The 22,507-nt window shown below is 59.2% G+C and carries 28 protein-coding genes and 5 pseudogenes; 12 read left to right on the top strand and 21 right to left on the bottom strand.

Annotated elements, in window-relative coordinates; all coding sequences use genetic code 11:
- Positions 1 to 12: 12 nt before the first annotated feature.
- The 4 genes from JZY08_RS26235 to JZY08_RS26220 all read right to left on the bottom strand — a co-directional run bounded on the left by JZY08_RS26235 (position 13) and on the right by JZY08_RS26220 (position 2,014).
- Entirely contained in the window at positions 13 to 516 is a 504-nt protein-coding gene (locus JZY08_RS26235) for a DUF6692 family protein (RefSeq protein ID WP_062654009.1), read from the bottom strand.
- Entirely contained in the window at positions 516 to 971 is a 456-nt protein-coding gene (locus JZY08_RS26230; protein WP_052637306.1) for a DUF305 domain-containing protein, read from the bottom strand. Before JZY08_RS26230 ends, JZY08_RS26235 begins: the two co-directional genes overlap by 1 nt.
- A 222-nt stretch (positions 972 to 1,193) precedes the next feature.
- On the bottom strand, positions 1,194 to 1,526 hold the full coding sequence (locus JZY08_RS26225; RefSeq protein WP_062654128.1) for a four-helix bundle copper-binding protein: 333 nt from the start codon (positions 1,524 to 1,526) through the stop codon (positions 1,194 to 1,196).
- A 5-nt stretch (positions 1,527 to 1,531) separates the two neighbouring features.
- Entirely contained in the window at positions 1,532 to 2,014 is a 483-nt protein-coding gene (locus JZY08_RS26220; RefSeq protein ID WP_062654126.1) for a DUF305 domain-containing protein, read from the bottom strand.
- A gap of 576 nt (positions 2,015 to 2,590) precedes the next feature.
- Here JZY08_RS26220 and JZY08_RS26215 point away from each other — a divergent pair.
- From JZY08_RS26215 to JZY08_RS26185, 7 genes are all read left to right on the top strand, one after another.
- Positions 2,591 to 2,977: a hypothetical protein gene (locus JZY08_RS26215; protein ID WP_156393996.1), complete on the top strand. Its 387-nt coding sequence runs from the start codon at positions 2,591 to 2,593 to the stop codon at positions 2,975 to 2,977.
- 86 nt (positions 2,978 to 3,063) lie between these two features.
- Entirely contained in the window at positions 3,064 to 3,285 is a 222-nt protein-coding gene (locus JZY08_RS26210) for a hypothetical protein (protein ID WP_062654123.1), read from the top strand.
- Entirely contained in the window at positions 3,285 to 4,745 is a 1,461-nt protein-coding gene (locus tag JZY08_RS26205) for a TolC family protein (protein WP_062654129.1), read from the top strand. The genes JZY08_RS26210 and JZY08_RS26205 overlap by 1 nt, the downstream gene beginning before the upstream one ends.
- 11 nt (positions 4,746 to 4,756) lie before the next feature.
- Complete coding sequence (locus tag JZY08_RS26200) at positions 4,757 to 6,115, top strand: multicopper oxidase family protein (protein WP_062654122.1); 1,359 nt, start codon at positions 4,757 to 4,759, stop codon at positions 6,113 to 6,115.
- Between the two features lie 30 nt (positions 6,116 to 6,145).
- On the top strand, positions 6,146 to 6,622 hold the full coding sequence (locus JZY08_RS26195; protein ID WP_062654121.1) for a plastocyanin/azurin family copper-binding protein: 477 nt from the start codon (positions 6,146 to 6,148) through the stop codon (positions 6,620 to 6,622).
- A 20-nt stretch (positions 6,623 to 6,642) separates the two neighbouring features.
- Complete coding sequence (locus JZY08_RS26190) at positions 6,643 to 6,927, top strand: copper-binding protein (protein WP_062654119.1); 285 nt, start codon at positions 6,643 to 6,645, stop codon at positions 6,925 to 6,927.
- Between the two features lie 53 nt (positions 6,928 to 6,980).
- Positions 6,981 to 7,430 carry a DUF411 domain-containing protein gene (locus tag JZY08_RS26185; protein ID WP_107341310.1) on the top strand — a complete coding sequence of 150 codons (450 nt, stop codon included), beginning with the start codon at positions 6,981 to 6,983 and terminating at the stop codon, positions 7,428 to 7,430.
- Positions 7,431 to 7,495: 65 nt separating this feature from the next.
- Here JZY08_RS26185 and JZY08_RS26180 read toward each other — a convergent pair.
- A pseudogene (locus JZY08_RS26180) lies at positions 7,496 to 7,878 on the bottom strand (MerR family transcriptional regulator).
- Between the two features lie 54 nt (positions 7,879 to 7,932).
- Between JZY08_RS26180 and JZY08_RS26175 the strand changes: the two are divergent.
- A complete protein-coding gene (locus tag JZY08_RS26175) occupies positions 7,933 to 8,721 on the top strand; it encodes a glutaredoxin family protein (protein ID WP_107341311.1) in 789 nt (262 codons plus the stop codon).
- A gap of 159 nt (positions 8,722 to 8,880) precedes the next feature.
- On the opposite strand, the gene JZY08_RS26170 is transcribed toward JZY08_RS26175, so the two are convergent.
- Positions 8,881 to 9,450, bottom strand: coding sequence for a hypothetical protein (locus JZY08_RS26170; protein ID WP_142523782.1), 570 nt, complete (start codon positions 9,448 to 9,450; stop codon positions 8,881 to 8,883).
- A gap of 68 nt (positions 9,451 to 9,518) precedes the next feature.
- On the opposite strand from JZY08_RS26170, the gene JZY08_RS26165 reads away from it, so the two are divergent.
- Both JZY08_RS26165 and JZY08_RS26160 read left to right on the top strand, forming a co-directional pair.
- Positions 9,519 to 10,046 carry a Crp/Fnr family transcriptional regulator gene (locus JZY08_RS26165; protein ID WP_234823790.1) on the top strand — a complete coding sequence of 176 codons (528 nt, stop codon included), beginning with the start codon at positions 9,519 to 9,521 and terminating at the stop codon, positions 10,044 to 10,046.
- Between the two features lie 475 nt (positions 10,047 to 10,521).
- The gene (locus tag JZY08_RS26160; RefSeq protein ID WP_107341314.1) at positions 10,522 to 10,803 is read left to right on the top strand and encodes a hypothetical protein; all 282 of its coding nucleotides are present in this window, start codon (positions 10,522 to 10,524) and stop codon (positions 10,801 to 10,803) included.
- A gap of 26 nt (positions 10,804 to 10,829) precedes the next feature.
- Here the strand turns inward: JZY08_RS26160 and JZY08_RS26155 are convergent, their stop codons facing one another.
- From JZY08_RS26155 to JZY08_RS26125, 10 genes and pseudogenes are all read right to left on the bottom strand, one after another.
- Positions 10,830 to 11,252 carry a hypothetical protein gene (locus tag JZY08_RS26155; protein WP_149149114.1) on the bottom strand — a complete coding sequence of 141 codons (423 nt, stop codon included), beginning with the start codon at positions 11,250 to 11,252 and terminating at the stop codon, positions 10,830 to 10,832.
- Positions 11,253 to 11,261: 9 nt separating this feature from the next.
- Complete coding sequence (locus JZY08_RS27680; RefSeq protein WP_337442116.1) at positions 11,262 to 11,672, bottom strand: hypothetical protein; 411 nt, start codon at positions 11,670 to 11,672, stop codon at positions 11,262 to 11,264.
- Between the two features lie 177 nt (positions 11,673 to 11,849).
- Positions 11,850 to 12,200 (bottom strand): hypothetical protein, encoded by a 351-nt coding sequence (locus JZY08_RS27675; RefSeq protein WP_234823791.1) that lies wholly within the window; start codon positions 12,198 to 12,200, stop codon positions 11,850 to 11,852.
- Positions 12,201 to 12,254: 54 nt separating this feature from the next.
- Positions 12,255 to 12,362 (bottom strand): annotated as a pseudogene (locus JZY08_RS27670) (thermonuclease family protein); the annotation flags it as partial.
- A 55-nt stretch (positions 12,363 to 12,417) separates the two neighbouring features.
- Positions 12,418 to 15,393, bottom strand: a complete 2,976-nt coding sequence (locus JZY08_RS26145) for a Tn3 family transposase (RefSeq protein ID WP_216333579.1) — start codon at positions 15,391 to 15,393, stop codon at positions 12,418 to 12,420.
- 207 nt (positions 15,394 to 15,600) lie between these two features.
- A pseudogene (locus tag JZY08_RS26140) lies at positions 15,601 to 15,807 on the bottom strand (nucleotidyl transferase AbiEii/AbiGii toxin family protein); the annotation flags it as partial.
- On the bottom strand, positions 15,797 to 16,642 hold the full coding sequence (locus tag JZY08_RS26135; protein ID WP_052821373.1) for a type IV toxin-antitoxin system AbiEi family antitoxin domain-containing protein: 846 nt from the start codon (positions 16,640 to 16,642) through the stop codon (positions 15,797 to 15,799). The pseudogene JZY08_RS26140 and the gene JZY08_RS26135, both read right to left, overlap by 11 nt.
- 156 nt (positions 16,643 to 16,798) lie before the next feature.
- Positions 16,799 to 17,500, bottom strand: coding sequence for a topoisomerase DNA-binding C4 zinc finger domain-containing protein (locus JZY08_RS26130; RefSeq protein WP_253204189.1), 702 nt, complete (start codon positions 17,498 to 17,500; stop codon positions 16,799 to 16,801).
- Between the two features lie 135 nt (positions 17,501 to 17,635).
- Positions 17,636 to 17,698: pseudogene (locus JZY08_RS27665) on the bottom strand (hypothetical protein); the annotation flags it as partial.
- A gap of 87 nt (positions 17,699 to 17,785) precedes the next feature.
- Positions 17,786 to 18,499, bottom strand: coding sequence for an IS6 family transposase (locus tag JZY08_RS26125; RefSeq protein ID WP_172873129.1), 714 nt, complete (start codon positions 18,497 to 18,499; stop codon positions 17,786 to 17,788).
- A 52-nt stretch (positions 18,500 to 18,551) separates the two neighbouring features.
- Between JZY08_RS26125 and JZY08_RS26120 the strand changes: the two are divergent.
- Both JZY08_RS26120 and JZY08_RS26115 read left to right on the top strand, forming a co-directional pair.
- Positions 18,552 to 18,695, top strand: a pseudogene (locus JZY08_RS26120) (sulfocyanin-like copper-binding protein); the annotation flags it as partial.
- Positions 18,696 to 18,713: 18 nt separating this feature from the next.
- Positions 18,714 to 18,965: a copper-binding protein gene (locus JZY08_RS26115; RefSeq protein WP_072492835.1), complete on the top strand. Its 252-nt coding sequence runs from the start codon at positions 18,714 to 18,716 to the stop codon at positions 18,963 to 18,965.
- 38 nt (positions 18,966 to 19,003) lie between these two features.
- Here the strand turns inward: JZY08_RS26115 and JZY08_RS26110 are convergent, their stop codons facing one another.
- From JZY08_RS26110 to JZY08_RS26090, 5 genes are all read right to left on the bottom strand, one after another.
- Positions 19,004 to 19,327 carry a hypothetical protein gene (locus JZY08_RS26110; RefSeq protein ID WP_137088076.1) on the bottom strand — a complete coding sequence of 108 codons (324 nt, stop codon included), beginning with the start codon at positions 19,325 to 19,327 and terminating at the stop codon, positions 19,004 to 19,006.
- Positions 19,328 to 19,497: 170 nt separating this feature from the next.
- Positions 19,498 to 19,929, bottom strand: a complete 432-nt coding sequence (locus JZY08_RS26105) for a cytochrome c (RefSeq protein ID WP_052821446.1) — start codon at positions 19,927 to 19,929, stop codon at positions 19,498 to 19,500.
- A gap of 141 nt (positions 19,930 to 20,070) precedes the next feature.
- Positions 20,071 to 20,505 (bottom strand): cytochrome c, encoded by a 435-nt coding sequence (locus tag JZY08_RS26100; protein ID WP_077546207.1) that lies wholly within the window; start codon positions 20,503 to 20,505, stop codon positions 20,071 to 20,073.
- Positions 20,502 to 21,986 carry a multicopper oxidase family protein gene (locus tag JZY08_RS26095; protein WP_037094843.1) on the bottom strand — a complete coding sequence of 495 codons (1,485 nt, stop codon included), beginning with the start codon at positions 21,984 to 21,986 and terminating at the stop codon, positions 20,502 to 20,504. The genes JZY08_RS26100 and JZY08_RS26095 overlap by 4 nt, the downstream gene beginning before the upstream one ends.
- A gap of 75 nt (positions 21,987 to 22,061) precedes the next feature.
- Complete coding sequence (locus tag JZY08_RS26090; RefSeq protein ID WP_216333578.1) at positions 22,062 to 22,463, bottom strand: hypothetical protein; 402 nt, start codon at positions 22,461 to 22,463, stop codon at positions 22,062 to 22,064.
- Between the last annotated feature and the right edge of the window lie 44 nt (positions 22,464 to 22,507).

Below are 22,507 nucleotides of genomic sequence, written 5' to 3'. Positions count from 1 at the left end.
TCACGTGCCGCGCTAGCCGCCGCACTGATAGTAACCTGAATATCCCACGCGCAGGCTCTCACCAATCGCGAATACCATGTCGGCTTCCACCTTCTCTCCCGCTTGGACCTCATCGACGGAGAGAGTGACGCTGATGGGCCCAGAGGTCAGGAAGAGGTTGCCGTCCCCGCCAGCTGGCTGCAGTTCCACAAGGTGAGCGTTCACCTTTAGGACAGCAGTTGTCACGGTAGCGCCCGGTGTTCCCTTGAGGGCAAGTATCGGCTTTCCAGCACTCGTGTACCTGAACGTGCATTGAGCAGGCGAACCAAGGACTTTGGCGATCTCCGCGTCCACCATCGTCGCGGGGTCGAGTGTGGGTATGTCAGCGCCAGCTATGGCTTCCTCACCGGAGAGCACGCGGGCAGCCTCTTCAGAACGCGGAGGACTAATGATGTCGTCAGCAGCTTCCCGTTCGCCACATCCCGACAGGAGACTGGCCGAGGTAAGGAGCAGCAGTGAAAGGAGGGAGTTCTTCATCAGTCACGCTCCTCCAGGTCCTCGATCAGATACTTCATCTCTGCGATCTCCCGCTCCTGGGCCTCGATGATCTCGTCGGCCAGCTTTCGAACGCGGGGATCGGAAATCTGCGCACGCTCACTCGTCATGATGGCAATCGAATGATGCGGGATCATCGCGCTCATGTATTCGGCGTCGTCGACCGTCACCTGGCTGCGGACGAGCCACAGCGACAACGCGAAGACCGCGACGGACCCGCCGAAGATGGCCATGTTGAGCATCTGCTTCTTGTACATACCGAGCATGAAGGCGAGCATGATGACCGCCATAGTCGATCCCATGACCAGGGCCATCCAGGCTCGGGTCTCGCTCCAGAACACATGTTCCAGTGCGTAGGTGTTCAGATACATCAGACCGTACATTACGACCGTCGATGTCGCGATCATGGCGGCAAAGCGCCAGTAGGACATTCCCATTAGATGTTCTCCTTCGGCTCCTGGTGGATTGCGCAATACCGCTGATCCCGGCCGAGTTGATGCGTTTGATTATGCTTCACCCGTCGCCCGCCCCTTTCGGGTCCTCGGGCGCAGCGGGATACTGCCAAGATCGGGAGTGCGAAAAAGCAGCATGCGCCCAGCATGAACCCCAGGTGGGTACGGAAGGAGAGACCTCCGTCCGTACCCATGCTTCCGCAGGGGCTACTGCGCCATACGCTCGCAGCTTTCGGCACACTTGCGGCAGGCATCGACGCAAGCCTGCATGTCACCGACCCGTTCGCAGTCGTCGGCGCACTGGCAGCATATTTCCGCGCACTCGCGGCAAGTGTGCTTGTGGTGCTCGGTGCCTATCAGCATGAAATGGGCCGAGGTGCGGCAGATTTCGGCGCAGGCCATCATCAGCTTGAAGTGTTTCGGCTCCGTGTGCTGGCCGCCCTTTTCGAGGCAATGTCCCATCGCCATGGAGAGGCACTCGCTGTAGCAGGCCAGACAGTTGTCGATGCACTGCTTCATTTCCGAGGAGATGTGGTGCATGGGCGTTACTCCTTCACTTCCTTCTCGACCCACTCAGTCAGTCGCTCGACTTCTTTCGTCTGATCGTCAATGACCTTCTGCGCGGTCGCCTTGGCCTCTTCATTGTCGCCGTGCTCCAGCTCGACCTTCGCCATGTCGATTGCACCCAGATGATGGGCAATCAGACCGCAGACGAACGACGCGTCGGCATCATCCTTCATCATCCCCTGCATCATCTGCTGGTTCATCGACATCATCGCCTCCAACGAGGCCTGCTGATAGTCGGTGAGGTCGGCCATCGGGCCCTGACCACTATTGGAGCCTTGTCCGCCCATCGGCATCTGCTGACTGCCCATTGGCATCTCGCCACCCATTGGCATGCCCGACATCGGCATGTCGCCCTTGCACTTGTCGGGGAATGTCGGGTCGGCTGCGGCAGGATGAACGGATGCGAGTATTGCGGCGGAGACCGTGAGCGCGGCGGCTGCGTGTTTGACGTACGTGTTCATGTTGAACTCCTGTTGTTTTGAGGGACGTGTCTCAAACAGCAGGGGTTCTGGGAGGGGGATCAATCGCAGTCAGGAGGAGAAGCGGCCGCTCCGGTCTGACGTGCACATGCAGCTGGCCGAATGGTACCTCAGGCGGAGCATAGACTAGCGGCTGAGGAAGGATCGGACAGCAGTGCATCTGCGCGCAACACGTTCTGGCAAGTTGAACATCCAGACCGTCGCGCTGGCTGTCCAATACCTGGTCACTCGCCTGCACCTCCGGGCAATGGTGGGTCGGTGCAGCGAAAGCAGGAGCCGTAGCGAAGAGCCCGATGACAAGCAGCGTCGCTGCGATCACCGATAATCCTGCCTTCAAAAAGTCCGATAGGGACATCCTTCGGTCTCCGCGCTCGATGGCTGGAAACACCGGAGCAGAGGAGAAAGTTCCAGCCGCGATGGGGTTCGCCGTCGTCCCTCCTGCAAACCTTCCCATAGGATAGATGTTCTAGCGCCACACAAAGGACGAGATGTCCATGCTGTAGAGGCTGGTTGATTGACAACCGTCAAGCCGACGGCGATTCTTTGGACATGAGTGGGATGTTGAGAATCACATCGCAGGTTTTGATGCTGATCTTCAGGCTGGCGGTCGTGCTGTCGCTGGCTGGCTACAGCATGTCGGCCGCCAATGCCGCTATGCATCCCGCCATGCCTGACTCCGTCTCCTTCGTTGAAGGTGATCATTCGGCTCATGGCGCTCATTCCCATTCCAAGATGACCGATGACGGACATCATTCCGAGCATGCTGCGGAAAGCGATGGCGACACTGCGGATAACAGCTGCTGCCAGGACTACTGCGGCGTGTTCGCAATTGATGCTCCCATGCCGAAACTCGCCCACCCGGTCGCCGTATCCATCAAGGGCTTCATGAACGACCTCAGGACGTTCGGCGAATCTCCGGCTCTTCACCGACCACCCAACATCTGAGAACCGACACCCGCCTGACGGGGCTTGCTGTACCTGAGCACTTCGAGTGCCTGGTGCTGTCGTGACTGTATTCTCGGAAATTCACCATGAAGCTGACATTCCTGGTGGTGGGCGTCCCGCTCTTTGTGAGCGGATGCACCTCCACGCTACCTGAAGTCGTGGCCTCGACTGGCCATCCAGACACCGTGATCGACGTCCGGCCGGTCCGTTACCAGAATCCGATTGGCGCATACACGCATCGCACTCCTGTCGATCCCAAACCCTGGCGCGGTCTCAACGACGCCCAGGCCCCGAAAGGGGGAGCATGATGCTCGGCAGGAAGATCAAGGTTCTCTCAGTGCTGGCATTGCCGCTCATCGCGGCAGGCTGTGTTTCTACTGACTATGCCGCCAAGGATGCCGGATTCCTGAATGTCTCTCTCAAGAGTGGCGAGGCGACAGGCAAGCAGACGGTATGGGTGCAGAACCAGCAGCACGCCCAGGTGGTTCGCGACCGCGTCAAGACGCTGATGGCCAGGAAGACGGTGGACGCCGAGACTGCTGTGCAAGTGGCACTGCTCAACAACAAGGGCCTTCAGGCGGCTTATGCCGACCTCGGTGACAGTGCAGCAGATGCCTGGCAGACGCAGCTTTCGGTTCTGCCGAAGTTCTCGGTTGGCGTCTCCGGTATCGGCACACCCGGGCTTGAAGCCTACCGGGTGCTGGAAGGTGCCATCGCGGCAAACATCCTGTCATTGGTGACCTATGACAGGAACATGAAGATCGCCGAGACACGCTTCCGGCAGGCCCAGCTCAATGCAGCGCTCGCAACCATCTCGCTTGCCGCCGATACGCGCCGGGCCTGGATCAACGCGGTCGCGGCATGGGAAAATGTCGCCTACCTCAACCGCGCGCGCGCTGCGGCAGAGGCGGCGTCCGATCTGACCCAGAAACTGGGTGAAGCGGGGTCGATGCCAAAGGGAGAGCAAGCCCGGGAACATGTGTTCTATGCCGAACTGACGGGCGAAACCGCGAAGGCAAGATTGGCTGCGCGGCTGGCGAAGGAAGAGCTGATCCGGCTGATGGGACTGTCTGGGTCCGACATCGAGTTCCAGATACCGAACCAGCTCCCGTCATTGCCTCGGGCCCTGATCAAACGCGACGACATCGAGGCCGAAGCGATCCACAAGCGCATCGATCTCCAAATAGCCCGGCTGGAGCTTCAGGCGACGGCGCAGTCCTACAAGCTGGAGGACGCAACCCGGATCGTCACGGACATCGAGCTGGTGGGCATGGTGGAGAAGGAGCGCGAACGCGAGGATCATGGCATCGTCTCCGAAGTGTCGCGGACCGCTTCGCTGGAATTCACGATCCCGATCTTCGATTCCGGTCAGGCGCGGCTCCGAAAAGGCGAGTTGGCCTACATGCGGGCGGCCAACCAACTGGCGGAAAAGGCGGTCAACGCTCGCTCGGAGGCGAGGTCCGCCTACCAGGCGTACCGCTCCAACTACGACATCGCGCGCCACTACAGGAACAACGTTCTTCCCTTGCGCAAGGCGGTCGAGGAGCAGTCGCTGCTCACCTACAACGGCATGCTCACAAGCACATTCGAACTGATCTCGGACAGCCGGGACAGCGTCAATTCAGCCCTCCTCGCAGTCAACGCAAAGAGAGACTTCTGGCTAGCCGAAGCGAACCTCGCCCCCGCCATCTATGGCGGCAGCGCCGGTGCGCCTTCCGGTGAAACGGAGGTCCCCTCAGCGGAAGCGGCCGAGAGCGGCGGGCACTAAAGGAAACGATCATGTTCAGCAGAAGACAATTACTGGGAGCAGGTGCGGCAGGTGCCGCATTGGTTTCCTCGCAGACGTGGGGCCGGACTTCCAACATGGGTTTGCCGGAGGCGGCACTGATGGATACGGCCGCCACCCAGACGCCGGTCAAGCCCACCACTGGGCCCGACTACAATCCGGTTGTTACCCTTAATGGATGGACCCTGCCGTTCCGGATGAACAATGGCGTCAAGGAATTCCATCTGGTAGCCGAGCCGGTCGAACGGGAGATGGCGGAAGGGATGACCGCCTATCTCTGGGGGTACAACGGCCAGTCCCCTGGGCCGACGATTGAAGCTGTCGAAGGTGACCGGGTCCGCATCTTCGTCACGAACAAGCTTCCGGAGCACACGACGATCCACTGGCATGGCATGATTCTGCCCTCTGGCATGGACGGTGTCGGCGGTCTCTCGCAGCCTCATATCCCGGTCGGCAAGACCTTCGTCTACGAGTTCGACCTCGTGAAGTCGGGTACCTTCATGTACCACCCGCATTCGGACGAAATGGTCCAGATGGCGATGGGCATGATGGGCTTCTTCGTGGTCCATCCCAAGGACCCGACGTTCATGCCGGTCGACCGCGATTTCGTCTTCCTTCTGAATGCCTTCGACATCGAGCCGGGCTCCTATGTCCCGCGCATCATGGAAATGACCGACTTCAATCTCTGGGCCTGGAACAGCCGCGTCTTTCCCGGCATCGACCCGCTTGTGGTTTCGAAGAACGACAAGGTCCGGGTCCGGGTCGGAAATCTGACGATGACCAACCATCCGATCCACATGCACGGCTACGACTTCGAAGTCACCTGCACGGATGGGGGCTGGGTGCGTCCGGAGGCCCGCTGGCCGGAGGTCAGCATCGACATCCCGGTTGGCGCGATGCGCGCCTACGAGTTCGACGCCAAGTATGTCGGCGACTGGGCCATCCACTGCCACAAGTCGCACCACACCATGAATGCCATGGGCCATGACATTCCGACCTTCATAGGCGTCGACAAGAAGCAGGTCGCCAGCAAAATCCGCCGCTTCCAGCCCGAATACATGCCGATGGGCACCGCCGGTATGGCGGACATGGGCGAGATGTCGATGGAGATACCGGAGAACACAATCCCGATGATGACCGGCTGGGGGCCGCACGGCCCCATCGAGATGGGCGGCATGTTCTCGGTCGTGAAGGTTCGCGAGGGCATCTCCGCTGGCGATTACAGCGATCCCGGCTGGTACGAGAACCCGCCCGGCACCCAGGCATGGGAATGGACCGGAAGCCTCCCGGATGCGCCTAAAGCCACCGATGCGACGACAACAATCACCCCGAGCCATTCGGAACACCACTGATCGAAGCTCACCTTGAGAAGGATATTGCCTATGAAGACTGCATTGACGGGCCTGCTTCTGGCCTCGCTCGCAACCCCGGCCATCGCCGCCGGAAACCACGCCGGAGGTCACGGCGAGATGGCGGTGGGCGAGCCGGGACAGAAGTCGAAGGTCACCCAGACGATCCGTGTCAGCATGAAGGAAACCGATGACGGCCGCATGGTCTTCACACCGGACAGCTTCAAGGTCCGCAAGGGCCAGACGATCCGCTTTGCCGTGAAGAACGATGGTGAGGTGGACCACGAGTTCGTTCTCGACCAGGAGGACAAGGTCATGGAGCACAAGGCTCTCATGGAGAAGTTCCCCGAGATGGAACACGACGACCCGAATGCGATCCGACTGGCACCGGGCGAATCTGGAGAGATCGTCTGGAAGTTCACGAATGACGGCGTCTTCAAGGTCGCCTGTCTCGTACCCGGCCACTACGATGCCGGAATGCACGGCAACGTCACCGTCGCCGAAAAGTAAGCAACGAAAGGAGCACCACCATGAAAGCAATCCTCAACATCGCGCTTGCCGCCACCTTGACCTTGGGTGCAGCCACCGGAGCCTTCGCCCAGGAATTCACCAAGGGCACGGTCAAGAAGGTCGACACCAAGGCCAAGAAGGTTACCCTCATCCACGAAGAGCTGAAGAGCCTCGACATGCCAGCGATGACCATGGTCTTCCATGTTCAGGACGAGGCAATGCTGGAGAAAATGAAGCAGGGTTCGACGGTAGAGTTCGTCGCCGACCGTTTGAATGGAAAGCTGACTGTCACGCAGCTGAAGTAAAGGCCTTGGCCGCCCCGGCAACCCGTGGCGGCCAAACCCTACAGGAGAAACAGATGAAACGCAGAACATTCATCAGCCTGGCCGCATCGGCAGTAGCCGCTCCGGGCATGGTCCTAGCGGCAGCACCGAAGATGACGGTTCACAAGGACCCGAACTGCGGGTGTTGCGCCGCTTGGGCTTCGGCCTTCGGCAGGGCCGGATATGACGTCAGAACCGTCAACGAAGCCGACATGGATGCCGTAAAGAGCGGTCTCAAAGTCCCCTCTGATCTGTGGGGCTGCCATACGGCGGAAGTCGACGGCTACTACCTTGAAGGCCATGTCCCCCTGGAAGCTGCGGAGAAGCTTCTACGCGAACGTCCGCCCCTCGCGGGGCTTGCTGTCGCGGGTATGCCATCCGGCTCGCTTGGCATGGGGGATGACCCACGGGCTACCTATGACGTAATGGCCGTGCCTCGCGACGGTACAGCACCTTACGTCTATCTTGCAGTGAGACCGAGCTAGAGCATTCGCCGCTGCAAGGGGAACCGCCGCAAAGACGACTGCGAGGAACGCTTCAGACACTGGGCCTACAGCCCAAATGACGTCAGGATTGGGCAAGGCCCCTTCTTGCCTGAGGCGCATTCGCCGATCAGCCGTTCCAGAGCCTCGCGCGCCCTGTGAGTGCGGCGAGACGTGCCCTGGCGGCCTCGCGAGCGCGTTCCCTGTCATCTCCGGCATCGAGATCGAGCAGTTCCCTGATCTCCTCCAGCGTGAATCCCGCCGACTGGGCCTGCTTGATGAACAGGAGCCGCCGGACGTCCTCGCTTCCATATCGCCTGCCGCCGTCCAGCCGCTTCGGCGTCTGCAGAAGACCCTTGCGCTGATAAAACCTGATGGTTTCCACCCCGACTTTTCCTGTGGCCGCGAATTTTCCGATTGTCATATCCATAGGGTCTTGACTCCGTACCATGGTACGGAACGTATGGTCTTACCAACGGTTTCACAAGACGAAGGAGACGTGAAAATGTTGGAGAGAACAGACCCCGCATTACTGGAAAAGAAGGCCATTCTCTATCGAATGGTCATGCCCGGGCATACATGCCCGTATGGCCTGAAGGCAAAGGACCTGCTCCGCCGCGAAGGCTACGAGGTCGAGGACCACCACCTGACCACCCGTGAAGAGACCGATGCGTTCAAGGCGAAGCATGGTGTCTCGACCACTCCGCAGGTATTTGTCAGCGGCTACCGTGTGGGCGGCCATGATGACCTGCGCAGGTTCCTCGGCAAGCCAGTGGCCGACCCCAAAGCGACCACCTATCGGCCGGTCATCGTTCTGTTTACGCTGACGGCTCTGATGGCTCTCGCTGCAAGCTACGCCATCCTGGGCGACCCGCTCACACTGCGCGCAGCGGAGTGGTTCATCGCCTTTTCCATGGTCGTCTTGGCGATGCTGAAGCTCCAGAACGTCGAGAGCTTCGCGACCATGTTCCTGAACTACGACCTCCTGGCGAAGCGTTGGGTTCCCTACAGCTACATCTATCCTTACGCGGAGGGGCTGGCGGGTGTCCTGATGGTGGCCGGAGTGGCGAACTGGCTCTCTGTCCCGGTGGCGCTATTCATCGGCACTATTGGAGCAGTCTCGGTCTTCAAGGCGGTCTACATCGACAGACGAGAGCTGAAATGCGCCTGCGTCGGCGGATCGAGCAATGTACCGCTCGGCTTCATCTCTCTGACCGAGAACCTGATGATGATCGCCATGGCGATCTGGATGGCGCTCGCTTCGACGGGGCTCGCCCCTAGTCATGCAATGTAGCGAGACAGCAAGATGCACCTAACCGGGCTGCCTGATGCCGGAAAGGCTCAGGCAGCCCGGTTAATGTCAGGTCTTCGCGGTCAGTACGAGGTTGGAGTACCGCTCGTTAGCGTGCCGTTGAAGTGGACGACGCGAATACCGGTCGGATTCCGTCCTAGCCTAGTTGTGCGGAGACTGGCCATTCGCCAGCATCAGATGGTGCATCTGGTGGTGCATGCCCTGCGCCATCACCCCGATGAAGCCCAAGGCGCGAAGCTTTGCGATCCCTGATGGATTATCCGGTGTAACCGTGAGAATCGCTCCGTCCGCGCTCTCAGTTGACGAAAACCTGTAGCCACTCTCGCCTTCCGTCGTGGAGGCGTGAGCCGATACCATCCTGCGAATGGAGCCGACGACCGAGCCCGTACCAGAGACCATGAAGCGAATGCTTCCGCCATCTTCCTGAACCTTAATACGAGCTGACATGGTCACGTTGTTCATGTCTATGAGGTGCTGACGCAAAGCCTCTATGTTGACCTTTGACCAGTCGGTCGTGGGATCGTTCTCCAGCAAAGCGACAATTTCCTGAATGGCCGCGAAAGCGGCCTGCCCAGCTTCGATGGGAAATTCACCGTCGTCCGTCATGGCTGCATCGTCCATACCGTGCATGTGAGTTCCAGAATGTTCCTGGGCAGGGACGGACGTCGAAAACAGCAATAGAAGAGACAAAGCGGTAACCGGGAGGTTCATCTGCATTTCCTTTCATCGATCAAGAACCACCTTGTCATTTCGATGCAAACATTCACATGATAGCGATCATGTTTCATGAACTGATAGAGATGCCCGGAACCGAGCGGGTCTTCGACGAAGGTGCAGTCCTCTTTAGCAGAAACGACGTGGTGTCTTCTCTGATGCTGGTTCTTTCTGGGGAGGTACGGCTTGTTCGGCATCAGGATGATGGGCGTGCTGTAGTCCTGCAACGTGCCTCGGCAGGTTCGGTCCTGGCGGAAGCTTCGATGTTCAGCGACGTCTATCATTGTGAGGCCGTGGCAGTTGCTGTGTCCCGGGTTCGCATCATCGAGAGCCGACGGATAAGGTTGAAGTTCGCCAGAGAACCGGATTTTGCAGCAGCGTGGGCGGCCTATTTAGCTCACGAGATCAGGAACACCCGCATGCGTGCAGAAATCCTTGCGCTGAAGACAGTTGCCGAACGGCTGGATGCCTGGATCGCATGGCACGAGCAGCTTCCGTCAAAGGGGAAGTGGAGGCAAGTCGCAGAGGAGATCGGCGTGAGTCCGGAGGCGTTTTATCGGGAGCTTGCCAAGCGCTGCAGCAAGCCGAAATGAATCTAAGGAGTTGGTGGCTGTGCGGCTCGGGAGCATATCCAGTAGACCTGCGGCTGTGGCGGCAGGCGGCTTAGTTGGAACTCACCTCGAAACCCGATGTATGTCCGGCCGATGGCTTGCGCAGTGCTTGCTTTTCTCCTGCTTGTATTGGGAGGCAAGCAACTCCGGTGATGACCGCTTAGGGCCGAAAGGCGACTTGACCTAACTCACTGAGAGGGGAGAAAGGCGCTCTGCCCTCTCTCCCCCACAAGCACTAAACCGGTCTCCCCATGCTTCGGCCTGCGGCCTGCAGCACCGGCCGCATTTCCCTGAAATCCGTCTCGGCCCTCCGGGTGGGTGATCCCCCTCCGGTTTAGCGCTTGTCCCTCTCTCTCCAGCTGTTCCGCACGAGCTCGGGAGCAGGAGCGGGGCTCCTGCCCTCCCTTCGATTTCGGGAGGTCAAGGAGTGATCGCTTGCGCTTGTGGAGAGGGAAAGATGACAGAAAAGCTTGAGCTGCAACCCAACGAGCCATTGTCCGTGAAGGTCGAACGTCACCGAGCCGTCTACCTGGCGGCCGTCAACGGCGAGGGCGGCGCTGACATGGATCAAGAAGCGAATGCACGTATGGCAATCATCAGGCACGCGCCGTCAGATCAGGATGAGAGAGATCAGAAGCTACTTTACGTAGCGGGGTACCTAATTGCCTCGAAGGGGAGCCTAAACCCTGAGGAAATGGAGCTTCTTCTTTCAGGCTCCACCTCTCTATCGGGGCATTGATGATCAACAGGCATCTGGCCCTGAAATCAGTAGTTGGTGGCAACCCATTCGCCGGATGCAGACTTGGCAAATCCAATGACGCGATCGAGAGGAGCTGCGTTCGGATTCCTCTTGATGGCCGCAACGCATGATATGCCTGGACCGCTGGCGTTCTCGTCACACTCTCCCAAAGCAAGGGTTACATCGGCTTCACCGCGGCCGGTCCTCAGAGGATTGCGGGCATAAGCCTTGCGGTATGCGGCTAGAGCTTCCTCTTCTGTCGGTATTTCAAGCACAGGGGCCGGAGGTTCGGGAATCAGGGAGGGATTGGCTGCGATAAGGGCCGCGATCTCCGCATCAGTAGGGGCCCGAACAACCTGCTCTGGCTCCGGCATGATGAGATAAGTACCTCCAGCACCGGCGAGAATGCCGATACCTGCGGCTGCTACGATGAGAATGTTGCTGTTCATGTCATCCACTCAGTCATTCAGGTTGAACCAAGCGCGCTGCTTGACGCCCTTATCGTTCGGAATGTCGAAATAATAAGGATCCGCGCGGCGAGGGCGGGGCTGAGTGATCTGCACCATGCAGCCATTGTCTCGGTTGAAAACATCATTGTCGTTGTTCTGGTTGATCTGCCGGATCGTGACACCCTTGCGCTCGTTTTCGCGCTTGTCACCAAATTGGGTACGGAAGGCGGCACGGTTGCTGCACTGGTTGACGGTCTTCATGCACTGATCCTTGTCGTCTCGGCCCAAGAACGGCCGATCCCCATCGGTGCGGGAGGAAACGGCGGTCATGCCGGCAGGGCATTCCTCGTAAGGTTCATAGCCCGGTTTTCCGGCTTTTGCTTCATGGCAGATCGGCCAGGAGAAGCCGGGCTTCGCCATAGCTGATATAAGCCTTTTCATCGGGGGAACGCAGTAGGGGACGCCATGCCATGACGGGCTTTGTGAGGCTGCGCACAAGAGGATCTGGCAACCCCATGAGGCATCCTCGGCCTTGGCAGATGCTGGAGAGATGGCAGAGCCGCGAGACCGGCTGCGGCAAAAAACACTGGTTTAATATCAGGTGTCCCTCTTGATCAACGCTGCTGAAATTGCCGGCTCGGAAAAAGGTCTTTCGAGCGGAGTCCTGTGCTGGATGCGTTCGCCTGCGGCGTAGATGACGGCCGAGATCAGCGCGAAGCACGCAAACCAGGAAATGCCGATGCGATAGAGCAGTGGCTGATTGGGAATGTCCCGAGAAACCGCGGCGAATGCGAAGAGCCCGACCAGGTAGCTGTCGAAAGACAAGTGGCGCTTGTCGTGGAAAGCCAGCGACAGGATGAGAAGGAAGGCCGCTAGTAGCGCGTGGATCCACCAGAGTCTCTGCGCCGGGATTGTGAGGGCGATCGAGAGGGAGATGGCAAGCAGCAAGCCAGCCAAGGGATCCGTTGCGAGAGAGGTCGCAATATGTGCGAGGTCTGGCAACTATCGGTCTGTCTTCTTCGGCTTGTTTCGCGCATCAGCAAAAGGAGGAGAGATCTCGCTTTTCCTCTCGGCCAATAGCTTGAAGTCGGCGATCGGATGCCGATCTAGGGGTCAGAACAAGAGCAGTCCGAAATCGTACGCTAAGGACGAACGGAATGAGAACTTACGCGGCGTTCCTTAGCCTAGCCGGAAAGCGGAGCGATCGAAATCCGTTCGGCATCTGATGTTCGGCATCCCATGTGTAGATGCCGGTAAGGTTGATATGTTCCCAACTGAGCGGCGATATGTGTTTCAATAGAGTATCAGGAATGTCTCGCCCCGCTCGTTTCAGCTGTGTGACCGCGCGATCAAGATAAACCGTATTCCAGTGCACGATCGCACTGACGACGAGATTGAGCCCCGAGGCGCGGAAAGCTTGGCTTTCGAACGACCGGTCACGGATCTCGCCTCGCTCGTGGAAGAACACAGCGCGTTTCAGCTTATGGGCGGCCTCTCCCCTGTTGAGACCGGCTTGGCATCTCCGCCGCAATGCCGGACTTGAGTACCATTCGATCATGAAGAGCGACCTTTCGATACGGCCGAGTTCGCGGAGCGCCCTCGCGAGATGGCTTTGCTTCGGAGATGCGGACAGCTTCTTCAGGATCGTAGACGGTACCACGGACCGCGTCGTGATCGACGCCGCGAGATGCAGCAGATCGTCCCAATGGTCGAGAATCAGGGCGGTGTTGATCGGCGCCCCGATATGGTTCGACAGGGTTGGATATGCATCGCTCCTCTCGAACGTGCGGAACTTCCGGTCTTTGAGATTGCGCAGTCGCGGTGAGAACCGCTTTCCGATCAAGGCGAACAGCCCGAAGATATGATCACTGGCACCGCCCGTGTCGGTAAAGTGTTCCTGAATGTCGAGCACCGTGTCCTGGTCGAAGAGCCCATCGAGCACATAGGCCGCCTCGCTTTCGGTCGGACTGATGGGCAAAATGCCGAAGTAGCCGTACTGATCTGATAGATGGCTATAGAATTTCGTCCCGGGTTCGCTGCCGTAGTGCAAATTGATGTCGCCGCGCTTTGCGGCTCGGTCACTCGCACGAAAAAATTGGCCATCTGACGATGACGTTGTGCCATTGCCCCAAAGGCGGGAATGCGGATGCTGGGTGTGGACATCGGTGATGCACGCTTGCGCCGCGCGGTAGGTCTCCGATCGAGCATGGAATGCGCGCATCCAACCAATCTGATGAGCGCTGATCCCCTTGGATGCGCCCGCCATTCGCTTTGGGCCGAGGTTCGTAGCATCGGCCAGGACGCCCGCCAGCATAGCAGAGACATTTTTCGGGACGTCGCCGGTGCGAACATGCGTGAATGAATCTGCAAACCCGGTCCATTCATGCACCTCCCTTAGCAAGTCGGGAACCTCCACCAACGGATACATGTCGCTGACCTCGGCATTCAGTTCCTCGGCGGCCGGGGGGACTTCGCTGGCGGTTGGCGTGACAATCAAGGTTCCTGCCTCGAGACGAACGCCCTCGAGCTTTCCGGATCGTGCTCTGTGGGCCAAACGCGTCAGGTTGAAGTCGAGCATCTGACGCGCTTCGGCAAGCCACTGCGCGCCGTCGCTCTGGACCCCCAAACCGAGACGATCTTCGTCCTTCATCTTGATGAATGTCGACCGCGGCATCAGATGCTCATCGATGGGCCGGAAAGATCGGCTGCCAGCGACCCAGATCTCCGCAGATCTAAGCCGGTCTCGTAAAGCAGCGAGCGTCGCGATTTCGTACAGACGGCGATCGGGTTTTCCTTGTTCGAAGATAAGCCGTCGATCAGTTTGGCTGAGGTGAGTGAGCGGCACGCGATCCGGGAGTGTCCGCCGCATCTCGGCATAAAGCCGTTTCAGCAGCGCAACTGCCGCTAGAAGTGGATCGTGGCGACGCGCTGAGCGGAACGTGAAGGCTAGAAGGAACGCACCAGCATATTTGTGGACGGTCGCATATTGCTCGGCCGCTACGATCAGCGATGGCGCCTCGTTGTCGTCGACCATCGACTCAAGCTCAGGCTTCATCCGAAGCAACCGGTCCCAACCGACTTTTTGGTCGAGAACATCCAATGCGTTCCGACCATGGTCGTTGGCAGACTGCAGGGCGGTGATCGTATCCAGAAACATGCGCAGCGCTTTGGCGGTGTTCGCTCTGCAGTCCATCTGCCGCTGCTTCTTCCGATTGTTGGCTTGCGAGAACAATTTACCCATCAGCTTGATGAACATCGTCACCGCATCGTCCGTGAGCTTCTGGCAAAGCTTGATGACTTGGGCCACGATCAGAGCGTGGCGACGGCTGGCGTTGAAGTCGTTGGCAAGCCAGGCCGGCGTTGCGTTGCCCTCCCGGATCATCTGGTCCCACCGTCCGGATGACACGCGCGCCTGCAGTTCCGGATCGATCTCCAGCCGCCGCAGAAAGGCTATCCGCTCGGTCAGCCCGACGAGGTTCGACGCGGCCGGCGCTTCTGGTGCCGAACGCAGCCAATGAAAGCGGGTCTGGCCGATCGACGGGTCAACCTCTAACAGCCTATCCAGTGATTGAAGCCTATCGAGTGGGATGTCTTCAATCAGGGTTCTTTCTGCTCGCCGCCGGGCTATGGCACGGCCGGCAAGGCCGATGCGTTCGATCGTGTCGATCGCCGGCAGAAGAGCGCCGCGTTCGCGAAACGCGGCGACAGTCGAACTGGCTATCGCAGCACCGTCGTCGGACAAGGTCGCCGCTTGAATTGCCGCCAATAGCGCGGCGCGGCGATCTTGCAGCGTCGCGCTTCTCGTATCCAGATACACCATTAGCCGCGCCATATGATCCCGACGGGTTTCTTCGCGGCGTGCATAGAGGGCAAATTCGTCTGGAGCGGCGCCGATCTGATCAGCAACATACTTCAGCATGGCGCGAGGCGGAGTTTCTTCTGCTCCAAGCACTCGACCCGGGTATCGCATTAGACATAGCTGGATGGCGAAGCCGAGCCGATTGTGATTACGTCTCCGCAGTTCAATCTCCAGGCGATCCGCCAATGACAACGAATAGTGTCGGATTAGGTTATCCTCGTCGACTGGTATGTCGACAAGCTTCCGGCGATCTTGATCTTTAAGAAGCTTGCGCTTTGCCATCGCCCGACTCCATTGATGAGCAATCTGCTCGAAGCGTTGTCGAGTCGGGCCGGACAGAGAAATCAAAATTGGCGCATGTCGGTGGCAATCCACAGAGATCGGATGTTGCACATCGGATCTACGGCATCGTTCCGGTTTCGTTCGACCTTAGCGTACGATTTCGGACTGCTCTTGTTCCGACCCCATCAAGTCTTCGCGGATGTGCTCCAGCGTCGTGTCGATATTTTTCAGCGTCGTTTCGCGATCCTCGATCGGCAGATAGGTCAAATCGATATCGACCGAGAGCCGCGGCATGTCGCGATAGAAGAGGTTGATCGCCGTTCCGCCCTTTAAGGCGAAGGCGCCGTGGCGGGCGATGAATGGAAGGGTCCGCACCAGGAGGTCGACCTGGCGCATGTATTGGTCACGGGCCATAGGGGGGCTCCTTTGGCATCAAGTCATTCGGGACTGTGATGCGATAGATGGGGTGCAGCCGGCCGCCCGGTGTCAGCGCTCGGTCGCCCTTGCCGAGATCGACGGAGGAGACGTCGATGTGCCGGCGCCAAGCATGATTGTGCTTGTCAGCAAACGCGAAGAAAAGGCGCTTGGTTTTGACGCTCCGGCACAGGGTAAGGAGCGTCGTCAATAATCTCGGGCGCAGATTGGCAAGGCTCTCGAACGCCACGTCCACCTTGTGGAAGCTTTCGCCCTTCGGAACTTCGTCTATCATTTCGAGGATCGCGCGCTCGGGTGAGGACATCGGCATTGGCCAGCGCCATGGGCTTTGTGCCAGCTCGGGATCATCGTCGTTGGAAAGGTCAAAATCCGCGTCATCGATGCCGGTCGCCCCTTCGCCGAACAGAACGTTACTCCTGGTCTTCACATCAGCGTCCGTCCGCAGCTTCGATAGCCATGTCGGAATATCGGATCCGTAGAGATAGAGGACAAATTCGCTGCCGAACGAGAGGTAATGAGCATGTCCCCGCAATGTGAGGGAGCTCGCCCCGCCGACATGGAACTCATGCCGCATGAGCCAGACGGCTGAGAGCAGGGGTATCTTCCAGCCCCGGACAGCTTCTGGATTGGTATCGGAGGAGAATGGGCGGCGGTACACACCAGACATGACCGGCTCGAGCCAGCCCCGCTTGAGATAGCCTGACACGGATTGTCGCGAGATGGCATGGCGGGCCATCCATCTCGAGTCCACCAGGAAGCCGGGCGGGACTTGCTGGAGAAGCTGCTTTAACTTTGTCTCTGATTGTCCATTCATGTTTGACCTTATGCCACAAAATTAAAGCAGGCGCGAATGAAACTTTATAAACAGGTCAATTTGTCAATTCTGAATTGACTATCTGCGCCAACTGAAAAGTGACGTGCGCGGTTTGATGCTCCCTCGGCGTAATGGACTCGCATCGCCTTAAACGGTTCAGCGCAACTGTGCAGTGTGCTCGCATTCTGGATACTGATTGCACCCCAGAAACCGACTGTTACCGCGACCATTCCTTTCGACCAACTGGCCAACCCGGCATTTTGGACATTGATGCAGGGGATCGCCATCGATTGATTCAAATCGCAGATCGTCGCCGGCAATGTCGGAAAGTTCGCGGATATATCGTGAAGGCTCCCGGCTATTTGTAAGCAAGAACACGCCGCGGCTTGCCCGAGTCAATGCGACATAGAAAAGGCGACGCTCTTCGGCAAACTCGAAGGTTTCTGGTCGTGGCATGACCAGATTGAGAAGTTCGTCGTCCTCGATCCGGCTCGGCACACCGTAATCGCCTTCGCTGATATCGAGCAGGATTGTGTAGTCGGCCTCGAGCCCCTTCGCGCGATGGAACGACAGTCCCGAAACCTCGATATTTTCGAATTTTGGCGGTTTACCCCTAAACGGATCGAGTTGATTGTAGCGCCACAGCACCATTACCTTGAGCTTTTCGCGCCCCTCTGTCCGCCATTGCCCCGAAATCCCATCCAGGAACGAATTTAGCCGTTGCAAGAGCTGGTGACACGCCTTGCCGAATTCCGGCTTGCTCCCTTCACCACTGATCGGAATGACCCGGATCGATCGTGGAATGGCCGGTCGCGCCGAGCGTACCGACCTCTTCAGCTGAGCGGCGTTCCGCTGCACGAAGCCGGCGGCCGTCTCGGCGATTAGCTGATTGCAACGGTACGTTTGCTCCAGGCGCCCTTGCCAGCTTGCGCCAAAATTCGCCTCGAACTGCGTGAAGATGGTGATGTCCGAACCGGCAAAGCGATAGATTGACTGCCAGTCGTCACCGACGGCAAAGATTTTGGTGAACGGCTTCTGGTGTTTGAGCGCCTTGATCAGATTCGCGCGCGGCTCCGATATATCCTGGAACGGTGGCGTCGCCTTAACCGAGTTTGGGATGCGGTAGTCTCTTCGACCTGAACTTCACGCATCAATCGACAAAGCGATTTCCCGCCAGGTCGAGATGGCGTGAGTGCGAAGCTGGCGATGGTCTGCGGCGGTCAAGTCTTTGCGGTGAAGAAGGAAGAGATTGGCGATCTGGCCGTGAGTGGAGACGAAACGCTGACATTGCCGCGCGGACTTGAAGCGCATCATGCGCCGCTCTCGTCGTCGCACAGCAAGATGGGAATTTTCAGCCTGGTTGTTCAATCCCTTGTGCGAGCGATGTTCGACCTTCGGCATCAAATCCGCCTTCGCAGCCGAATAGGAACGCAGCTTGTCGGTCAGCATCACGCGCGGGGCGATACCTTGACCCTTGAGCAGTTTGCGCATCAGACGCAAGGCTGCTGCCTTGTTCCTTCGGCTTTGCAAGAGGGCGTCGAGAACGTAGCCGTTGGCATCGACGGCGCGCCACAGCCAGTATTTCTTTCCCTTGATCGTCACCACCATCTCATCGAGCTGCCACTTGTCGGCAAACTGGCCTCGTGAGCGGCGTCGGAGCTGATTGGCGAACTTCAAGCCAAATTTCGCCGCCCATTCCGAGACGGTCTGGAATGAGACGTTGATGCCGCGCTCGGCCAACTGATCTTCGACGTCGCGTAAACTGAGCGGAAATCGGAAATACAGCCAGACCGCATGGGTGATGATCTCGGCAGGAAAGCGGTGGCGTCTGAAGTGGGCGGCAGGGAATTCGGTCATGACAATCCGAATATCAAGTCGGCTAAAACAGGCGGTTAAGGCGACGCCACCTCCGAACGCCATTCGCCTCGCGCCCGGAAAATCCGGCGAGATCGTCTGGAAGTTCACCAACGACGGCGTGTTCAAGATCGCCTGCCTCGTTCCCGGTCACTACGATTCCGGCATGCACGGCGACGTCACGGTCGCGAAGAAATAAGGAGCAACAGAAATGACGATGAAAGCTATCACAAGAATCACACTCGCCGGCGCCGTCGCCTTCGCCTTCGGCACCGCCGCCTTCGCGCAGGAATTCACCAGCGGCACGGTCAAGAAGCTGGACGAGAAGGCGAAGAAGGTCACGCTCATCCATGAAGAGCTGAAGAACCTCGAGATGCCGGCCATGACGATGGTGTTCCAGGTCGCTGATGACGCGATGCTGGAAAAGCTCAAGGTCGGCGCAAAGGTCCAGTTCGTTGCGGTCAAGTGAAGCACAGGGCCGCGCTGGATGCAGCGCGGCTCCGTTCCTCATGAGACCGGCAGGAGGCAGAAGGTGCGCCAGAGATCCTGCTTCCAATCCCCCGGCTCGGGCGAATCCGACAGCATAAACTCTGATTGGCCGATCATGACGGCCTTCGGCGCGGCGCATCGTACCTTTGCAAGGTGGGCGCTGTGGTCGATGAATCTGATCTGACCCTCGGGTCCGCGCTCCGTGAGCGCGACTTGCACATCGAAATTATATTCCGGGTCAAGAGAGGTTGCCGCGACGGTCACGGACAGGCTGATGGTCGTTTCATCCGCGAAATAAGACGTATGAAACGGCTGATCCTCTTGGGCATTTGACGCCGACACCAGCAAAGCCAGAACGACAAATGCGCATGTTATGCCAGTTCGCATTGCACACCCCTCCCATAGGCGACTTGGCCGCCTCATCCTATCACACCACAACTCCACTCGCAGCCGCCCGATTTCCTCAAACCCGCGTCGACAGGTCTGGCAGGGTATCTCGCCGCCAATGCTCCTCAATTGATGCCGTTCGCCCGCTGAAGCTCGCGCACATAGGCCACGATCGTAGCGACGTCGGCCTTCGTCAGACCCGGCTGAGGAGGCATGTTTCCGAATTTCCAGTGATGCGCGCGCACGCCGTTGGCGACGGCCATTTCAAAGGCGTAGTCTCCGTGGTGAGAAGGTTCGTATATCCGATGGATGAGCGGCGGGCCGGCATCGGTTCCGGCCGCGTTCTTGCCGTGGCACGCTGCACAGACGGCGTTGAAAGCTCGTTCTCCCATCTTTGCGGTGTCGGACAATGACGAAGGCACGACAACCGACAATGCCGTCCCCTGGCCCGATACTCCTCTTCTGGCTTCGTCTTCCGATCCGGTTCGATTCCAAAGCGCAAAGCCCGCAACCGCTGCCGCGGCGACGAGCAGAGCGAAGACGTTTCTCTTGTTCATTTGTGAATCCTTATGTCTTTAGGTCGCCGAACACCCTCTCTGCCGCCATCAACTGCCGAACCCGTCGGCATGAATGTGGTGGTGGGGCGGCGCGCGATGGCGATGTGGGGCCACGAAATTGTTTTCGTGGCCTCCGGCGTGTCAGCCGTTCGAGATGCGGCGTTGGTAGTCTGCCTCTCGCTGCGGCCAGGTACTCTTGATGTAGTCGAGGACAGCCTCGATCTCGGCGGAGGTCAGAGCCTCCCGAAAGCCGGGCATGTCACTCTCGTAGCCACCGCCAACCACCGCGGCGGTCCCATCGGTGATGATTGCGAGGAGCTGCCTGTCCGAATGATGCCAGGTGTGACCGGTCTCGTCATGCGGCGGCGCCGGAAGGCGGCCGCTCGTGCCCGGGCTGCGCCAGTCGGGCTGGCCTTCGAGTTTCGTGCCGTGACAGCTCGCACAGTTCGCTAGATAGACTGCCCGGCCAAGGGCGATGCGATCGCTCGCCTCCTGACCGGATCGTCCCTTTCCGACCAAGATCGCACCGGCCGCCGCCAGGAGAGTTGCGGCGACCGCGATCCAGAGCGGTTTCATGCAGCGATCCTGAACTCGGTCATCATCCCGGTGGCCAGATGCGGCATATGATGGCAATGCAACATCCAGCTCGCGGCCTCGCCGGCATCAAGGGCAACAGTGACCATCGACATCGGCGGTATGTACACGGTATCGCGGCGCGCACCTTCGAAGCGTCGCCTGTTGATGCCAACAACCTGGAATGCATGCCCATGCAGATGCATCGGGTGCCCCATCATCGACATATTGTGGAACATCAGTTCCACCCGATCGCCGCTCGTTGCGGCAACCGGCCGATGCTTGCCCCATGTTGCTCCGTCGATGGTCCAGACATAGGGCTGCATCGAGCCGCCGAGCATGATCATGTGGCTTCGATCCACCGGACGGGCGGCAAGCGTGTCGACAGCGACCAGCCGTGACTCCTGAGACAAGTCCGTGTCGAAGGCCGGGGCGTCATTCGCTGAAAGGGAATCGATCCTGTCGATCGTGGCGCCCGCGGGGGCGAGAATAATGCCGGTCCTTTCACGTTCGCCCTCCCTGAGCGCCAGAATCGGCCATGCGCGGGTCTCATTTGGAAGGTCGATCTCCAGGTCGAGACGCTGCCCCATGGCCAGCCCGAACCGCGAACCCGCGACCGGCTGGACCTCATGCCCGTCGACGGCGACGAGCCGGGCTTGTGCTTCGCCCGTGTCGATCCAGAAAACGGTGGCTGCGGCTGCGTTGATGACACGGAGGCGAACCCGGCCGCCGCGTTCGACCTGAACGACATCGGGATCGGACAGGGTTCGGTCATTGGCGAGATAGGCATCCCAGTCGTAGTCGTTGAGATCCATCGCCATGTTACCCATATCCATGGCCATCGAGCCCATTCCCCCGGCCTCGCCCTGGTTCATTCCAGGCATGCCGCCATGGTTCATGCCTTGCATCGCGCGTGACATGCCGGCAGCGCCATGTCCATCAGCGCTTGCGCTGGTGATCTCTTCCAGCACTTCTTCCGGTGTCTTGAACGCGAAGTCGTGCAGGAACAGGACGACTTCCTGCCGATCGGCGGATAGGTCTTCTGCCCTCCGGACGATCAGCGGCGCGGCGAGCAATCGCATTTCCTGGATCGGCACATGGCTGTGCATCCAGTGCGTTCCGGGCTGGGGCGCGAAATCGAAGCTGCGCGTTTCACTGGGCTGAAGAAGCGGCTGCGGCATATCCGGGACGCCGTCCTGAGCGTTCGGGGGAATCTGGCCGTGCCAATGAATGATCGTGGACTCGGCGAGATCGTTGGTCAGATCCACCCGAAATCGCTCGCCCGGATCGAGGAGCAGCCCCTGCCCGTTGGGACCAGCAAGTCCGAAAACGGTGGCCGGTCGATTGTCTATATCGAGCGTGCGGCTGGTGGCGGCCAGGCGGATCGCAGCCGCGTCCTGGCCGTAGGCCCTGATGGGGAAATGGGATGCAGCAAGCATGGCTGCGCTGGCGGCGAGGAAGCCGCGTCGTGAAAAGGTCGTCATATTCGTCACCTCGGGACGATCTGTCCCGCCTGAAAGGTCCAAATGGATCGCAGCGGGATCAGCCCCGCCGCAGGCTCAGAGGAGGCGCGATATAGGAGGGCGATCATTCCGGCCGGGAGCTGCCGCAACGAAGACGGCATCCGGCGGGAAGGGATATTTTTGCCGCGAGCTGATTTGCTTTGCCGAAGTACGCACAACCGGAAGCCAGGCCGATATTCCGGCGCAGGCGAAGGCGCACAATCCGGCATCTGCTTTGCAGGATTTCCCTTCGCTGCAAGCGGCCATCGAAGAAGAGGCTTGCTCCATGTGCTGCGTCAGCGCGGCGCGTTCCAACATCCCGGACATGCGGGTCTCGTGTGCTTGAACGGCAAAAGAAGCAGCGGCAAGCGAGATGGTTGTAACAATGATAAGCAACGCGCGAAGCATGGGCAAAGAATAGAGCTTCGCCGACCCTTTGTCCATTGATGAAGCCTGCATGCCGGCCGTCCTGCTCATAGGTTTGAGGCTTAGGTCGTGCGGGG

This window comes from Rhizobium sp. X9 (assembly GCF_018873185.1).
Classification (GTDB): Bacteria; Pseudomonadota; Alphaproteobacteria; order Rhizobiales; family Rhizobiaceae; genus Agrobacterium; species Agrobacterium oryzihabitans.
This window is presented reverse-complemented; position numbering and strand designations above follow the sequence as displayed.

Excerpts from the sequence above, each read along its gene's own strand:
- JZY08_RS26235 (WP_062654009.1), bottom strand. The coding sequence starts at position 516 with ATGAAGAACTCCCTCCTTTCACTGCTGCTCCTTACCTCGGCCAGTCTC.
- JZY08_RS26230 (WP_052637306.1), bottom strand. The coding sequence starts at position 971 with ATGGGAATGTCCTACTGGCGCTTTGCCGCCATGATCGCGACATCGACG.
- JZY08_RS26225 (WP_062654128.1), bottom strand. The coding sequence starts at position 1,526 with ATGCACCACATCTCCTCGGAAATGAAGCAGTGCATCGACAACTGTCTG.
- JZY08_RS26220 (WP_062654126.1), bottom strand. The coding sequence starts at position 2,014 with ATGAACACGTACGTCAAACACGCAGCCGCCGCGCTCACGGTCTCCGCC.
- JZY08_RS26215 (WP_156393996.1), top strand. The coding sequence starts at position 2,591 with ATGTTGAGAATCACATCGCAGGTTTTGATGCTGATCTTCAGGCTGGCG.
- JZY08_RS26210 (WP_062654123.1), top strand. The coding sequence starts at position 3,064 with ATGAAGCTGACATTCCTGGTGGTGGGCGTCCCGCTCTTTGTGAGCGGA.
- JZY08_RS26205 (WP_062654129.1), top strand. The coding sequence starts at position 3,285 with ATGCTCGGCAGGAAGATCAAGGTTCTCTCAGTGCTGGCATTGCCGCTC.
- JZY08_RS26200 (WP_062654122.1), top strand. The coding sequence starts at position 4,757 with ATGTTCAGCAGAAGACAATTACTGGGAGCAGGTGCGGCAGGTGCCGCA.
- JZY08_RS26195 (WP_062654121.1), top strand. The coding sequence starts at position 6,146 with ATGAAGACTGCATTGACGGGCCTGCTTCTGGCCTCGCTCGCAACCCCG.
- JZY08_RS26190 (WP_062654119.1), top strand. The coding sequence starts at position 6,643 with ATGAAAGCAATCCTCAACATCGCGCTTGCCGCCACCTTGACCTTGGGT.
- JZY08_RS26185 (WP_107341310.1), top strand. The coding sequence starts at position 6,981 with ATGAAACGCAGAACATTCATCAGCCTGGCCGCATCGGCAGTAGCCGCT.
- JZY08_RS26175 (WP_107341311.1), top strand. The coding sequence starts at position 7,933 with ATGTTGGAGAGAACAGACCCCGCATTACTGGAAAAGAAGGCCATTCTC.
- JZY08_RS26170 (WP_142523782.1), bottom strand. The coding sequence starts at position 9,450 with ATGAACCTCCCGGTTACCGCTTTGTCTCTTCTATTGCTGTTTTCGACG.
- JZY08_RS26165 (WP_234823790.1), top strand. The coding sequence starts at position 9,519 with ATGTTTCATGAACTGATAGAGATGCCCGGAACCGAGCGGGTCTTCGAC.
- JZY08_RS26160 (WP_107341314.1), top strand. The coding sequence starts at position 10,522 with ATGACAGAAAAGCTTGAGCTGCAACCCAACGAGCCATTGTCCGTGAAG.
- JZY08_RS26155 (WP_149149114.1), bottom strand. The coding sequence starts at position 11,252 with ATGAACAGCAACATTCTCATCGTAGCAGCCGCAGGTATCGGCATTCTC.
- JZY08_RS27680 (WP_337442116.1), bottom strand. The coding sequence starts at position 11,672 with ATGGCGAAGCCCGGCTTCTCCTGGCCGATCTGCCATGAAGCAAAAGCC.
- JZY08_RS26145 (WP_216333579.1), bottom strand. The coding sequence starts at position 15,393 with ATGGCAAAGCGCAAGCTTCTTAAAGATCAAGATCGCCGGAAGCTTGTC.
- JZY08_RS26135 (WP_052821373.1), bottom strand. The coding sequence starts at position 16,642 with ATGAATGGACAATCAGAGACAAAGTTAAAGCAGCTTCTCCAGCAAGTC.
- JZY08_RS26125 (WP_172873129.1), bottom strand. The coding sequence starts at position 18,499 with ATGACCGAATTCCCTGCCGCCCACTTCAGACGCCACCGCTTTCCTGCC.
- JZY08_RS26115 (WP_072492835.1), top strand. The coding sequence starts at position 18,714 with ATGAAAGCTATCACAAGAATCACACTCGCCGGCGCCGTCGCCTTCGCC.
- JZY08_RS26105 (WP_052821446.1), bottom strand. The coding sequence starts at position 19,929 with ATGAACAAGAGAAACGTCTTCGCTCTGCTCGTCGCCGCGGCAGCGGTT.
- JZY08_RS26100 (WP_077546207.1), bottom strand. The coding sequence starts at position 20,505 with ATGAAACCGCTCTGGATCGCGGTCGCCGCAACTCTCCTGGCGGCGGCC.
- JZY08_RS26095 (WP_037094843.1), bottom strand. The coding sequence starts at position 21,986 with ATGACGACCTTTTCACGACGCGGCTTCCTCGCCGCCAGCGCAGCCATG.
- JZY08_RS26090 (WP_216333578.1), bottom strand. The coding sequence starts at position 22,463 with ATGCAGGCTTCATCAATGGACAAAGGGTCGGCGAAGCTCTATTCTTTG.